This window comes from Ewingella sp. AOP8-B2-18 (assembly GCF_052376015.1).
In the GTDB taxonomy this organism is placed as follows: Bacteria; Pseudomonadota; Gammaproteobacteria; order Enterobacterales; family Enterobacteriaceae; genus Ewingella; species Ewingella allii.
Window position 1 is genome coordinate 21213 of record NZ_JBQSVB010000013.1, and the last position, 13638, is coordinate 34850.

The window sequence follows — 13638 nt, forward strand, 5'->3', positions numbered from 1 at the left end:
CTGCCTCCGGGCTTCAAGCTTTCGCTTTAGGCATCTGAGAAACCAACGACAAGTTGACGTCCATGCCTTCCACCTGGAAGTGCGGAACGGCGTAGAGTTTCACGCGGAAGAAGCCAGGGTTGTCCTCGATATCTTCGACGGTCACTTTTGCGTCGCGCAGGGGGTGAGAGGCCTGCAGGTCGTCGCCCGGATCGGTCATTTCAGTTACCAGCGAACGCACCCAAGTATTCAATTCCAGCTCTAACAAGCGGCGGTCTTTGGTGGTGCCGATATTCTCGCGCTGGATCAACTTCAGGTAATGCGCGATGCGAGACAGCAGGAAGATGTAAGGCAGGCGGGCGTTGATACGGCTGTTGGCAGTGGCGTCAGCGGTGTCATACAGAGCCGGCTTCTGCGTGGAGTTAGCCGAGAAGAAGCAGGAGTAGTCGCGATTTTTGTAATAAGAGAGCGGAATGAAGCCCAGATTGGCGAACTCAAACTCGCGGGTTTCAGGGATCATCACCTCTGACGGGATTTTCACCTGATTGCCGGTACCCAAGTCGTACAAGTGGATTGGCAAGTCGGTTACTGCACCACCGGCCTGCGGGCCACGGATCTGCACGCACCAGCCGTTCTTAATAAAGCTTTTCACCATATTGGCGGCAAAAGCAAAAGAGGCGTTGGTCCACAGGTATTTCTCGTGGTCGGGGCCTTTGACTTCTTCCACATAGTTGAAGCTGCGAACCGGCACGGTATCTGGGCCATAAGGCAGACGACCCAGTACGCGCGGCATGGTCAGGCCGATGTAGCGGGAGTCATCGGAGTCGCGGAAGGATTTCCACTTGATGTATTCGGCGCGATCAAAGTAGTTGCCAATGTCTTTGATTGCCGCGACCTCTTCCATAGAGTCTTTCAGGAAGAATTTCGGGCCGACGGAGCCTACAAATGGCATATGCGCCGAGGCTGATACTTTAGAAATGTTACGCAGCAGGGCCACGTCTTGCGCACTGGCGTCAAACTCATAGTTAGAGATGATAGAGCCAATCGGCTCGCCGCCCGGCGTGTCATATTCTTGAATATAGGTGTGGTGATACAGGCCGCTTTGAATGATTTCCGGGCAGTCTTCGAAGTCTTGGCGCAGGTCTTCTTTGGAGACATCAAGCAGTTCGATTTTGACATTTTGGCGGAAGTCGGTGCGATCAATCAGGAACTTCAGTCCACGCCAGCCGGACTCTACGCGCTGGAAGTCAGGATGGTGCATGACAACGTCCAACTGACGGCTGATCTGCTCGTCGAGCATCGCGATATGGCCGTCGAGCAGCGTTTTATCCAGACGCTCAACTTTCTGCCCGGATGCCTTTAGGCGTTGCAGGAACACTTGCACAGCGGCGGTCACGCGCTCGTCGGTGGTGACATCAGACATCGCCTGATTGTCCTGGAAGAGGTTGACGTCGCCCAACGAGGAGACTGGCGTCAGGTTGATTTTGTCAAACAGGGACGCGTAAACACTTCCTGCGTCGGAATGTTCCAGCACGGTTGTGCGGCTTTCATGAGTATTTTCTGTATTTGCAGACATAAGCATAATCTCAGGTTGGTCCGATTCAGGAAGGGTTAAGCGTCTTTAGGGGCCAGCGCGGCCAGCTCGTTGCGCAAGTCATTGCTCAAGGTTTCATCCTTAAGGATGGTTTCGAGCTCTTTGCGGAAAGTGGCGTTGTCTAGCAGATTAGATTTGAGGTCGCGCAATAAATTACGCATTGCCAGCATGGCGCGAAGTTGGGGGATTTGACGGGCAACTTGTTCAGGCTCGAAGTCTTTCATATCGCCAAACGAGAGCTTAACGCTTTCTTCGCTGCGATCGCCTGCCAGCGTGTTTTCCACTGTCAGGTTGAGCGAAGGGCCATATTCGGCCAGTACGCTATTGAAGTTGTTTTTGTTGATATTGATTTTTTCGCGTTCAGATAACGGACGATTCTCTTTCCCGTTACTGTAATCGCCCATTACCACCAGCTTTAATGGCAGTTCGACTTTCTTCTGCGCGCCGCCGGTATGGAGATCTAGCTTTATATTAACGCGAGCTTTAGGTATTTCATTTTGAAAGCTATTAGACATGGTTATTTTCCCTGCTTGTGATCGGGGTGTGATTTTTTTTGGCGACAAGCAGAAACGAAGAGCTTTGCTTCCTGCAAGGCCACTAACGGAGTTACGTCAAGATTCACTCATTACCTATGAGTTAAAAAATAGGGAATCTACTGGTTAATAATATTGAATACTTTGAATTAATCAATGCTTCCACATGCTAACTAATAGCATTTTGGTTGTTTTAATTAAATTCACAAGTAAATTTAAAAGGGTTGTTTTTCATTTATGTTATTGTTTTATAAGTTTTATTTTAGTAGGTGCTAGGGGGCGGTAAATTGATGCGTCTGAGAGGTTTTTATTTTTATTATTTAACATTTAGGAGGCGTTTCTAAGAGTTTTCTTTAAGATTTTTCTGTGGTGTAGGAATAATCTTTCAAGTCTGTAGGATTATTCTTTCGCATTTCAGCTTAAGACTTTTCGTATATAAAGTTTAATTCATCAGTTAATTGTGATTTTGCTGATAATAAAAACCAAAGAATTAATAGTCGAAAGTAAAAATAACGGCCGTAGAATGTCACGTAAGCCAATAATAGTTATAACCTGTTTTTGGGATAGCTGTCGGCAGAGGAGGTTAAGGATAGGGAGTCCGGCCTGATTGTTGGGGTATCAGGCCGGAATGTGGCGGGTAATTTTTACTGGGTGACGGGGATGGCTTCGATGACCAGGGTTTGTAACGGTTTTAAGGTCACGACAACAGGCTGGCGGTAATTGGCAGGCAGGCTGGTGTTGCTGCCATACACATTTTTAAGGGTGAATTGGTTGGCCTCGCCGCTGGGGATTTCAAAGCTTTTACTGAGGTCCAGATAGTAACTTTGTGCTTTATCCGACGGATTGCGCAGGCCCAAAATGGCTTTCTTTTTGCTCCATGATGCCCAGCCGTAGACCTCCAATGCAGTCGGATCGCCGCCAATCCAGTGGGTATCGACCAGCACGTCACTGTTATTGCGTGACCATTTTGCCGCCGCTGCCAGCGTGTCCCACTTATTGCTGTTTAACATTGACGGCGTGATGTACAGCTCTTGCAGCTGGGTCCCTGTCGCAAAATAGCTCCACACCTGATCGGCAAAGTCACCGTCGGTCTGCACTTTCTCCAGTCCAAAATAGGCGTGCTCCGCGCTGACAATCCCGTGATACATCAATGAGTTTATTGGGAACAGCGGGCCTTTGCGCACGATGGAGCGATAGGTTTCGGCATCGCGATAAGTCATCCACTGTTGAACCGGCGAGCCTTTGCCAAACACATTGATGTCATCCCCCTGACGCCAGATAGAGTCGGCGTAGAACAGCCATGACGGGCTGGCGTCGGTGCCGGTAGTCAGGTTGATAAATAGATCAGGATTGGCCTGGCGCATATTTTTAATCAACTCGATTGAGGCATCAAAGTCAGAGGCGAACTGACTGCCTGGTATATACGAGTTGGCGTTGCCCATGCCGTCTAGTTTGAAAGAGGTAATGTGCTCAATTTTAATGAGTTTGATGATTTGTTCATTAAAATTGCGAAAGTAATTGGGGCCAGAAAGGGCGAACTTGCCATCGACGGTTTCGAAACCATTTTCTTTGGCGTGCGAAACGCGGATGTCGCGCGGCTTGTTATAGCCCCCCCAGGGTGAGAGCCACAGCCCGACCGAAGTGTGCAGGTTATCGGCTTTCTCCTTCACCGCGCCAAACCCTTTGCTGAATGCCGGGCCAAACAGCCATTTCCCTGTGCGATCGTCCCAGCCGTCATCCAGTAAAAAACCATCCAGCTTCACGCCGCGCTTTTTAATCAGCTCGTCGGCGTAGGTGTCCATGCGATTCAGCACCTCTTGTTCGGTATAGGTGGTGAAGAAGCCGATATCCATCCAGCTGTTATAGTGCAGATAGGGTTGATAAGGGCGCGCCCGCACGGCGTTAATGAACTGGTTGAAGCTGCGGCGCAGCTGATTGCTTTCTTCAAAAGTCCCAAAGTAGGTGGTGAAGGTGACAGGGGTATCCGTGCCAATCGGCGTTTTCAGCTCAACGTTTAAATTGGTTGTGGTTTCATAGGCATAGGTATTAACGATAGGTTTTTCCGGCAGAATGAAAAAGCTGTCCGCAATGATCGGCGAGCTACTGATGGCGCCATTAACATAAGGAGCCTGAGCCTGCCCTTTGGTTGGGAAGAAGGTGATTTTCGCTACTTTCTGCGGCTGGCCTTTGGCCTGAATACTGTAGTCAATGCTGGCGTATTTGCCCTTCAGGCTATGCAACGCGACGCTGACGCTGAAGTCTTGGTGCTCATAATCAATGAGGATCGCGTCATCTTTTTTCTGCACGCTCTTAATTTTAAAATCGGCAGCGTGAATCACCTTTTCATCAGGTAATGTCAGGAAAAACAATTCAATAGGCGCTAGCTGGTGGCCCGAAAGCTTATCTTTTAACATCACGGCTGAGTGGGCGTCGTCAAAAGAGAAAGCCAAGTTATCGTTGTTTAACTGGTACTCGGAGGCGAGAGCGCCATTGCTGATCAGCAATAATAGGAGAGAACTTTTTATGAGGGTTTTCATAGGATGTCCTGATATCTCAGAGTAAAAAAGGGATGGGTGCTGAGATGGAAAAGGCTACCCGATAAGTGACAGGGTAACCTATATAAGAGATTTAATGTGACGCAACGGCTTCAGGGATGAGCTTATTCGCCGAGCCGCAGACCGTGACTTTGCTGCGCACCACGTCTTTCATGGCGTCCATGCCAACGCGCATGTAATAGCGCGGGTCGTTGCCTTCGGGGTTGTCGCCAAACCATTTTTTAACCGCCGCCGCAAAGGCAATTTTCAGCTCGGTGGCGACATTCACTTTGCAAACGCCCAACTCAATGGCGCGGCGCACATAGTCGTCAGGCACATCGCTCGCGCCATGCAAAACCAACGGAATGTCCACCGTTTCGCGAATTTCCCCCAAACGCTGGAAATCAATTTTTGGCCGCTTGGTGTATAAGCCGTGTGCCGTACCAATGGCGACGGCAAGGCTATCAATGCCGGTTAACTCGACAAATCGGCGGGCTTCCTGTGGGTCAGTGAGAAAAGCGCTCTCTTCGTCGACGTCCATGTCATCTTCAACGCCGCCTAGTCGGCCTAATTCAGCCTCAACGCTACAATCGTTGCGATGGCAAAAATCCACCACGCTTCTCACCAGACGGGCGTTCTCAGCAAACGGGAAGTGGCTGCCGTCAATCATCGCGCTGCGCACCCCGGCATTGACCTTGCGGGTAATATCTTCCAGTGACTCATGGTGGTCGAGATGCAGAGCCAGCGGCATGCCGTAGCTGGCAGAATAGGCTTCGCACAGGGCGTAGATCTCTTCAAAAGCGATATGTTTGAAGGTGCCCGGCGTACCGGCAAGGATCACCGGAGACTGCATTTCTTTGCAGACTTCGAGGATCGCCTGAATGGTTTCTGCGTTATGGATATTAAAAGCGGGAACGGCGTAACGCCGCGCCTGAGCGTCCTGTAAAAGATATTTGGTCGAAATAATGCTCATGTGGTGATCCTCTCAGCTTTTCCATGGATGAATAATGACGCCTTTCACCACGCGATTAACCGTGCCGCTGGCGGAAGGGGTGTCAGGGGTAATGCCCGCTTTGATTGATTCACCGAGAGCGAAAATTTGGGTGTACATCAGGAAACAGAAAGCCTGTTCGATATCGATAAAATCTCGGGAGGCGGGTAACAAGATGTGTGGCCCGGCAACGATTTCAGGGCTGCTGGTGGCCGAGATTGCCACCACGCGCATCGCCTGCTGGTCGCGGCGCAGCTCGTTGAGCAAGTCGAGATCGTATTGGCGGGTGTAGGGATGGCTCGACACAAACAGCACGACCAGGGTTTCATCATTGACCAAGGATTTTGGTCCGTGGCGAAAACCTGTCGGCGAGTCATAAAATGCCGCCAGTTTTCCCGCCGTCAGCTCCAACACTTTTAAGGCGGATTCTCGCGCCACGCCCTGCAAGCCGCCGCTGCCGAGATAAACAATGCGTTTGTATGGCAAGCCGCCAAATACCGGCTCGCTGAAGTCACCTTGAGAATCGATGATCTGTTCGCAGCGCGTCGCCACGTCCTGAAAACTCGGGCTGTTGATGATTTCAGGTACAAAAACTGCCAGACAGCTGGCCATCATGGTGCTGATGCTGCTGGTCATGGCGAACCCGCGATCGTGCGTTTCCGCAGGCATCAGCAGGGCTAGCGAGTTGTCACTGCTGACAGCATTTTGATACAGGCTGCCCGCTTCATTGCAGGTAATAACCAAATGGTGGCACTGGCCGACCAGCTGATTGGCTAAATCCACTGCCGCGACGCTCTCCGGACTGTTGCCCGAGCGGGCAAAAGAGACCAGCAGCGTCGGGCGATGGGAGGATAAATAATCAGCAGGGTTAGTCACGAGATCGGTGGTCGGCACGGCGACGAAATTTTTACCCGTCTGGTAGGCAAGCCAAGGAGCAATAATATCGCCGATAAACGCCGAGGTTCCCGCGCCGGTCAGGACGATACGCAGATCAGACTTTTGCAGCAGAGGGCTGAGAAAAGTCTCTATCTCGCGGCGTTGGCTTTCAATGTTTTTTAAGGATTGGATCCAGCATCCCGGTTGCTGGCGGATCTCTTTTTCGGTCCAGGTTGCCGTACCTGAAATACTGGCAAATTCGGTTTCGCTCATCACTTAGTCCTTAGTCGTACCTTTCAGTGAGCCAATACAAATTCATGCATGGCTATCTTTCGTTTCGTTTCATTTGGCTTGTTTTGTGGTTAAATGAAATCTATACAAAAGAAAGTGAAAGATCAACGAAAGAAAGGAAATAAAACTAAAACTGTGATCTAAAGATGGAATGAATTTAGTCAAATTATTGTTTTATATGAATAAGGCTATTTCTTGAGGAAGTAGACTTGCAACAGTCGAAAGGAAAAGAAAGGTCTGTGACCACGAGGGTCACAAACCAAAGTGTTGTGCAGTGAAAGGATTAGATCTCGACAGACTGACCATCAACCCATATTTTTTGCACCTTAAGCTGTGAGTCTAGCGCGATGATGTTGGCCATTTTCCCCTCTGAGAGTGAACCGTAACTCTGTTCAAGGCCGAGCATTTTGGCCGGATGCAGTGACGCCATATGAATGGCATCCGCCTCTGATATCGCGAGGTTATTGACCAGATTGCGCACCCCGGCATCCAGCGACAGGGTGCTTCCGGCAAGCCCGCCCGCAGCCGTGCGCACCATACCTTGCTGTAGGGTGACGGGTTGCCCGCAAATTGAATACTCGCCGTCGGGCATGCCAGCAGCGCGCATAGCGTCAGTGATCAGCACCACTCGAGGCGCCGCGCAGTCACAGCAAAGGGTCATCGCCGCGGGATGAACATGGTGACCATCGGCAATTAACTCCAGCCAGGCTCGCTTATCCGTTAACCCCGCGCCAACCATACCCGGATCACGGTGATGAAGCCCCGTCATGCCGTTAAAGCAGTGCACCAGCCCATCGGCTCCGGCGTCAAAGGCCCGGACTGTCTCTTCATAGCTTGCCGCGCTGTGGCCGAGCATTACTCGGATTCCCTGACTTTTAAGGTGCTGAATGACCGCGATCGCCTCGGGTTTTTCAGGTGCCAGAGCCACCACGCGCAGGGTGTTTTGCGACACATCAATCAGGCCATCTAGCTCGGCGATGCTCAATTCGCGGAATAGCTCTGGGGCATGCGCCCCCTTGTTCTGCGGCGTGAAGTAAGGCCCTTCCAGATAACTTCCCAGCACCGTCGCGCCTTTCCCACCCTGGTGATAGCGCAGGGCAATGCGTCGCAGTGCGCTCGTTATCTCATCAAGCTTCGCCGTGACGGTAGTCGGCAACCAGCCGCCGACGCCCTGACGCGCTTTAAACATCGCCAGCTGGTCCAACACCTCGGGAGCGTCATCCATGACGTCAACGCCATCGCCCCCGTGAACATGGATATCTATGTAGGCCGGACATAGCAGCTCGGCATCGCGCTTTGGAACACCTGCAGGGATTGGCTCAATGGCGATAATCTTGTTGCCGTTGAGCCGTAACTGGTGGTCTTGCAGCCAGCCTTGTTCAGTGAGCACTCGGTGCGCGCGCAATAGCGTGCTCATATCCCTTCCTCTATGGGTACGGCCTCACGATGACGGCCCAGCTCATCCACTAAGCTGGTTAGCCCCCGATGACCACATTCAAGGGCCAGAAGGCGGAATTCCTGACTGCTCAATCCCTCGCGCTCCAGTACCATTTCCAGCAGAAGCTGTAGATTCACGCCGGTGATCACTTCCCGCTCGGGTTTCTGCATGGCTAATGTCGATGCCACGCGAAAAGGCGTCCCGCCCAGTAAATCGGTCAGAAAAACCAGCCCCTCACTCTCATCTAGCAGGCTCAGCGCCTGTTCAAACTCGGAGGTCAGCAGGGCGGTTGACGAGCTTTCGGGGAAATCGATTGCCATGATTTGTGGCTGTTCGCCAAGAATTTGCTTCATGGCTTTCTCAAGCCCGGTGGCGAACCCGCCGTGACCCGTAAGAATAATGCTTAACATGTTGCGTCCTCTTGCTTACAGGAAGTGACCAAATTTGCCGACGATGCCCAACACCACGGTCAGCCCGATCAGGCGCAGCGGGCTCCAGCCACGGCGTACCAGCCAATACATCGTCAGGGTATATAGCAGGGGCAGAAACGCTGGCATTAGTTTGTCGATAACGTCGGTTTGCAGTTTAACTACCGCGTCACCGGCATTGATCTCCAGCGTGGTGGCTAAACGAACATAGGTTGCCACTAGCGCGCCAATTACCGTCATCCCAACGATAGAGGCGGCGCGGCCCACTTTTAGCGTGTTGGCCTTGATAACCGGAATGGCGGCAACTCCCATGCGATAGGCATAGTGAGCCAGCCCGAAACGCAGCCCGAGATGAACGACGTTAAACATCACCAAAAACACCACCGCACCGAGAATCGAGCCTTGCAGCGCCAGGCTGGCCCCAATCCCGCCGCAAATTGGCAGTAACGTGAGCCAGAACATGGCATCGCCAATGCCGCCCAGTGGCGCGCCAACAGCAATTTTAGTGCTCTGAATGCTGTTCACATCCTGCTTGGAACGCTCCATCGCCAGAATAATGCCGATGACAAATGTCACCAGAAAAGGGTGAGTGTTGAAGAACCCCATATGGCCTTTCATGGCTCGCGCCAGATCATTTTTATTGGTGTGGATCTTTTTCAAGGCGGGCAGCAGCCCATATAGCCAGCCTGAAGCTTGCATACGCTCATAGTTAAAGGAGGCTTGCAGCAGCATGGAGCGCCACGCCACGCGGTTAATATCTTTTTTAGTCAGCTCGGTGCCAATGGTCTGATCTTCATAGATATTGTCACTGCCAGACGTCACGGTTTTCTCACTGGTGCTGATCCCTGGCAAAACCTGAGTATTAGATACCATCTTCGAATTCCTCTTGTTTAGAGCTGGAAGGCTGCAGTGGGGCTGAGTCTTTGCGCATAAAATCGATGATTGCCATGGCGAGTGCGGCAGCAGCAATCGCCAGTACCGGCAGTTTTAGCCAAGCGGCAGCAACAAATCCAAGAATGAAATAGGGGATGTAGACGTTTTTCATCATGATTTTCAGCAGCACGGCAAAGCCGATGGCTGGCATAATGCCGCCCGCCACGCCAAGGCCGTCAATCAGGCGCGCCGGTAAGACATCAATGGCCGCTTTTGCGTGATCCGCGCCGAAGTAGATAGGCAGGAAGGCGCAGAGAAAATAGAAAGCCCCCAGTGCCAGTAACGCCAGATAGTTAACTCTTTCGATGCCTTTGGTGTCCGCGTTGGCCGCCATGCGGTCGCAGCGCGCCATCACGCCAGACATAATGGAGAACAAGAAGGTAATGCCCATTTGCACCGCCACGGCAAAGGGAACGGCCACGCCGACGGCCACTTCAGGCTTCACTCTGGCGGTGATAGCAAATGCGGTGCCGACAATTGTGCCGATAATCACATTCGGCGGCTGGGCACCGGCCAGCGGCGCAAGCCCCATCCATACCAATTCCAGCGTACCGCCGGTCAATATTCCCGCGTGAAGGTCACCCATAATCAGGCCGACCAGGGGGCCAAGGACTACCGGGCGATGCATATGCGTCAGGCCATTGAACATATCCAGTCCCGCGATAAAGGCCAGGATCCCTAACGCTAGTGCCTGTAATAAGCTAATTTCCATAGAAAATACCTCAAAGGAGTTTGTAGAGATCCTGTGCTGGCTCGGTAGGTACGCCCTGAACAAAACATTCCACGCCGGCTTTTTTCAGGCCATTAAAAGCGGCAATGTCCTGATCGTCGACCGAGACGGTTTTGGCAATCTGCTGCTTGCCTTCGGCATAGTGCATGTTGCCGACGTTGATGCGTGTTACTGGCACTTTGCCGTTGGCGAGGGTGAGAAAATCAGCCGGATTTTTGCAGACCAGCAAGATTTTTTGCCGATCGTTGGCGCGATGGATATTGTCGATAACCTTCTGCAGCGGCCAAAAACGTACGGCGATGCCCTCCGCCAACACCATCTCCATTAAATGCTGCTGAACTTCATCTTCGGCCACTTCATCATTGGCTACTAACACCAGATTCGCCCCGGCAAACCCGACCCACTGAACACCCACCTGGCCGTGGATCAGACGCTCATCAATACGACTTAAAACAATGTTTGGCATATTTTCTTCCTTATTATCATTGTGTTATTGGGATGACGAAGTGCTCATGCAGGCAGCATGGTACTGACGCAGTACATCCTGAATGTGGTCAATAATCAGTTCATGCGGTGTTGCTGCCAGTCTGCCTTCACGAACTCTGCTGTATTGAAGGGGTAGGTACTGGCTAATCAGCGGCAGTGGAATAGATTGATCCGCTAGATGCGTCACCAAACGGGAATAAGCTTCGTCAATGTCGTGATCCGGCCAGTAGTAGCGAACGCGGTCGGAATAGCTGTACCCGCGCGCCAGACGGCGCTCATCGTTATTGCCGTGGTAGTGCTGTTCCCAGTGCTGGGGGTGCTGTTGCATCACGCTTTCTAAGACATCTCTTAGCCCTGAACACTGGTGAGAAGGGCGAAGTTCATGCTCGATGGCGGCCAGCGAAAAAAGGGCTTCGCGCAATGCAAAAGTGAGCGCCGGGCCGACTTTCAAAATAGCGAAGTGATGTTGAACAAGCTGCCGTAGGGCGAGTGGTGTTTGATAATCGGTGGAGTGCGCTTCGAAGACCATGGTGTCAAATTCTTCGATAGTCTGACTTAGAGCAAGAGATTTTTCAGGTTGATAATCAATAATATGAGCATGATCGAATTCCACGCCGGGCTGCACGACCAGCCCAATAATCCGTGGCCAAATTTCGTTCAGCCCCTGTTGTTCAAAAGCATGGCGATGAGCTTGCAGCGTGGCTTTTGCTGCTTGTGGTGAGGTCACGGTGAGTGCCGACAGCGTTTCGTGCGCGCCCCCCGGAACCGGCACTTCTGTCCCAATGACATACACCAGATCAGAGGAACCCCATGTTTCCTTGCTGGTCTGCTCGGCAATTCGCGCAAGCCTTGCGGCACGCTCAGCCACGATCTCATCGGTTAATGGCACCGGGTCATCGGCACAGGACATGCTGCAATCCAGATGGATTTTTTTAAAACCCGCGGCAACATAATGGCGAATCAGCTCTTCAGCATGCGCCATAGCTTCTGCGGCAGGCGCCGTTTGCCAGCGATTTGGCCCCAAATGGTCGCCACCTAATATCAACTGTTGGCGTGGCAAGTGGTGCTCATCGGCCATTTGCTCAACGAAGTGACGAAAGTCTACCGGGGTCATGCCCGTGTAGCCGCCAAACTGATCCACTTGATTGGAGGTGGCTTCTATTAATAAGAGCGATTGTGTTTCCCTGGCGTGACGTATTGCCGCTTCAAGCACTAATGGGTGCGCGGAACAGACGGCAAAGATGCCGCATCCTTTATCCTGCTTATGGTCAGCCACAAACTCGGTTAAATGTTTCACTTTCCACTCCATAAGGGGTTAATGGTTATTTTTCTTTCAGTTCATTTCGCTGAATATTGCTCTAACGACCAATAAAAACAAAACGAAAGATAATGGAAATGCGATCTGTTTCGCAAAAGAAACGTAGTGAAAGGTTTTTTTATCCGTTGTTCCACCGATTTGGCGTCGTGCAAAGGCTTGCATTTCAGCAAAAGAAAGGCGTTAATAGGTAAAGCGAAATGAAACGAAAGGCCGCGAGAAAGGATTAATGATGAGCAATACCGATTCGGCAATGGAAAAACGGGTAACAGGGACCAGTGAAAGGCGTGAGCAGATTATTCAGCGTCTTCGTCAACAGGGTAGTGTTCAGGTTAATGATTTGTCGGCATTTTTTAATGTTTCCACGGTCACTATCCGCAACGATTTAGCCTTTCTGGAAAAGCAGGGCATCGCCGTGCGAGCCTACGGCGGTGCGCTGGTTTGCGACGCCAACACGCTGGGGATTGAGCCGACGGTGGAAGATAAAAGCTCCCTTAATACTTCTTTAAAGCGCAGCATTGCGCGGGTTGCCGCCAATCTTATTAAGCCGGGCCACCGCGTCATTCTTGACTCAGGCACCACCACCTATGAAATTGCGCGCCATATGCGTAATCATAAAGAGGTGATTGCCATGACCAATGGCATGAATGTGGCCAACGCGCTGGTGGAAGCCGAAGGGGTGGACGTGCTGATGACCGGCGGGCACCTACGCCGCCAGTCTCTCTCTTTCTATGGTGAACAGGCCGACCAGTCGCTGCAAAATTACCACTTCGATATCCTTTTTCTCGGCGTCGACGCCATAAGCCTCGAGCGCGGAGTCAGTACCCATAATGAAGACGAAGCGCGTTTGAATCGCCGGATGTGTGAAGTCGCGGAGCACATTATTGTGGTCACCGACTCCAGCAAATTTAACCGCTCCAGCCTGCACAAGATTATTGATACTCAACGTATTCATACGGTTATTACTGATAGCGGCATTCCAGAAGAGAGTTTGAACGGACTGCGAAAAGCCGGGGTAGAAGTGGTGGTGGTTGAGGGGTAGGTAGGGCGGAGAACTCTGTTACATGGTCGTTTTTATAGTCAGCTTATGCAGCCATAAGCTGACATCTACATAATTACTTCTTCTTATTCAGCAGCGACTTTAAATCTGCGAAGGGATTATAGGTCGCCGCTTCAACATCGTCCTGCGCGTCTTCGCCCGCGACGACGGTTGTGCCGTACTGGTCCGCCTCGGTGTATTTTGAGTGCTCATGGTCATGGCAGTACAAACACAACAACTCCCAGTTACTGCCATCCGCCGGGTTATTGGTGTGGTCGTGATCGATATGGTGAACCGTTAATTCGCGCAGGTTGGAATAAACAAACTCACGCGAGCAGCGCCCACAAACCCACGGATAGATTTTTAACGCTTTCTCGCGATAGCCGCTTTCCAACCGCGAGTAATTTTTGGGGATCAGTGCCATGGTGGTGTCCGTTACGAAGTGAGGGAGTTAGATTATTGCCTCAATAT

The 13638-nt window shown here is 51.6% G+C and carries 13 protein-coding genes; 1 reads left to right on the plus strand and 12 read right to left on the minus strand.

The annotated features are described in order from the left end of the window. Window positions 1-13: 13 nt before the first annotated feature. The 11 genes from tssC to kbaZ form a co-directional block, all read right to left on the minus strand. Window positions 14-1561 (minus strand): type VI secretion system contractile sheath large subunit, encoded by a 1548-nt coding sequence (gene tssC, locus ACT3RR_RS19780; protein WP_353502276.1) that lies wholly within the window; start codon window positions 1559-1561, stop codon window positions 14-16. A 29-nt stretch (window positions 1562-1590) separates the two neighbouring features. Further along, entirely contained in the window at window positions 1591-2088 is a 498-nt protein-coding gene (gene tssB / locus ACT3RR_RS19785; RefSeq protein WP_353502275.1) for a type VI secretion system contractile sheath small subunit, read from the minus strand. A 662-nt stretch (window positions 2089-2750) separates the two neighbouring features. Further along, window positions 2751-4643 (minus strand): enterotoxin, encoded by a 1893-nt coding sequence (locus ACT3RR_RS19790; RefSeq protein ID WP_496200970.1) that lies wholly within the window; start codon window positions 4641-4643, stop codon window positions 2751-2753. A gap of 91 nt (window positions 4644-4734) precedes the next feature. Next, window positions 4735-5613, minus strand: a complete 879-nt coding sequence (gene kbaY, locus ACT3RR_RS19795; RefSeq protein WP_396130541.1) for a tagatose-bisphosphate aldolase subunit KbaY — start codon at window positions 5611-5613, stop codon at window positions 4735-4737. A 12-nt stretch (window positions 5614-5625) separates the two neighbouring features. Further along, window positions 5626-6780: an SIS domain-containing protein gene (locus ACT3RR_RS19800; RefSeq protein WP_496200971.1), complete on the minus strand. Its 1155-nt coding sequence runs from the start codon at window positions 6778-6780 to the stop codon at window positions 5626-5628. A 301-nt stretch (window positions 6781-7081) separates the two neighbouring features. Beyond that, window positions 7082-8215: an N-acetylglucosamine-6-phosphate deacetylase gene (gene nagA / locus ACT3RR_RS19805; RefSeq protein WP_496200972.1), complete on the minus strand. Its 1134-nt coding sequence runs from the start codon at window positions 8213-8215 to the stop codon at window positions 7082-7084. Further along, window positions 8212-8646: a PTS galactosamine/N-acetylgalactosamine transporter subunit IIA gene (gene agaF, locus ACT3RR_RS19810; RefSeq protein ID WP_353502270.1), complete on the minus strand. Its 435-nt coding sequence runs from the start codon at window positions 8644-8646 to the stop codon at window positions 8212-8214. The genes nagA and agaF overlap by 4 nt, the downstream gene beginning before the upstream one ends. A 15-nt stretch (window positions 8647-8661) precedes the next feature. Further along, on the minus strand, window positions 8662-9537 hold the full coding sequence (gene agaE / locus ACT3RR_RS19815) for a PTS N-acetylgalactosamine transporter subunit IID (protein WP_353502269.1): 876 nt from the start codon (window positions 9535-9537) through the stop codon (window positions 8662-8664). Beyond that, the gene (agaW, locus tag ACT3RR_RS19820) at window positions 9527-10309 is read right to left on the minus strand and encodes a PTS N-acetylgalactosamine transporter subunit IIC (RefSeq protein ID WP_353502268.1); all 783 of its coding nucleotides are present in this window, start codon (window positions 10307-10309) and stop codon (window positions 9527-9529) included. Before agaW ends, agaE begins: the two co-directional genes overlap by 11 nt. A 10-nt stretch (window positions 10310-10319) precedes the next feature. Continuing rightward, a complete protein-coding gene (gene agaV, locus ACT3RR_RS19825; RefSeq protein ID WP_034790838.1) occupies window positions 10320-10793 on the minus strand; it encodes a PTS N-acetylgalactosamine transporter subunit IIB in 474 nt (157 codons plus the stop codon). 24 nt (window positions 10794-10817) lie between these two features. Next, a complete protein-coding gene (gene kbaZ / locus ACT3RR_RS19830; protein ID WP_496200973.1) occupies window positions 10818-12110 on the minus strand; it encodes a tagatose-bisphosphate aldolase subunit KbaZ in 1293 nt (430 codons plus the stop codon). 250 nt (window positions 12111-12360) lie between these two features. Between kbaZ and ACT3RR_RS19835 the strand changes: the two genes are divergently transcribed. Then, complete coding sequence (locus ACT3RR_RS19835) at window positions 12361-13170, plus strand: DeoR family transcriptional regulator (protein WP_496200974.1); 810 nt, start codon at window positions 12361-12363, stop codon at window positions 13168-13170. A 73-nt stretch (window positions 13171-13243) separates the two neighbouring features. Here ACT3RR_RS19835 and yajD read toward each other — a convergent pair whose 3' ends face one another. Beyond that, complete coding sequence (yajD, locus tag ACT3RR_RS19840; RefSeq protein WP_353502264.1) at window positions 13244-13591, minus strand: HNH nuclease YajD; 348 nt, start codon at window positions 13589-13591, stop codon at window positions 13244-13246. Window positions 13592-13638: the final 47 nt, after the last annotated feature.

Bases quoted from the DNA above. Each gene is read 5' to 3' on its own strand.
- tssC (WP_353502276.1), bottom strand. From the start codon at position 1,561: ATGCTTATGTCTGCAAATACAGAAAATACTCATGAAAGCCGCACAACC.
- tssB (WP_353502275.1), bottom strand. From the start codon at position 2,088: ATGTCTAATAGCTTTCAAAATGAAATACCTAAAGCTCGCGTTAATATA.
- ACT3RR_RS19790 (WP_496200970.1), bottom strand. From the start codon at position 4,643: ATGAAAACCCTCATAAAAAGTTCTCTCCTATTATTGCTGATCAGCAAT.
- kbaY (WP_396130541.1), bottom strand. From the start codon at position 5,613: ATGAGCATTATTTCGACCAAATATCTTTTACAGGACGCTCAGGCGCGG.
- ACT3RR_RS19800 (WP_496200971.1), bottom strand. From the start codon at position 6,780: ATGAGCGAAACCGAATTTGCCAGTATTTCAGGTACGGCAACCTGGACC.
- nagA (WP_496200972.1), bottom strand. From the start codon at position 8,215: ATGAGCACGCTATTGCGCGCGCACCGAGTGCTCACTGAACAAGGCTGG.
- agaF (WP_353502270.1), bottom strand. From the start codon at position 8,646: ATGTTAAGCATTATTCTTACGGGTCACGGCGGGTTCGCCACCGGGCTT.
- agaE (WP_353502269.1), bottom strand. From the start codon at position 9,537: ATGGTATCTAATACTCAGGTTTTGCCAGGGATCAGCACCAGTGAGAAA.
- agaW (WP_353502268.1), bottom strand. From the start codon at position 10,309: ATGGAAATTAGCTTATTACAGGCACTAGCGTTAGGGATCCTGGCCTTT.
- agaV (WP_034790838.1), bottom strand. From the start codon at position 10,793: ATGCCAAACATTGTTTTAAGTCGTATTGATGAGCGTCTGATCCACGGC.
- ACT3RR_RS19835 (WP_496200974.1), top strand. From the start codon at position 12,361: ATGAGCAATACCGATTCGGCAATGGAAAAACGGGTAACAGGGACCAGT.
- yajD (WP_353502264.1), bottom strand. From the start codon at position 13,591: ATGGCACTGATCCCCAAAAATTACTCGCGGTTGGAAAGCGGCTATCGC.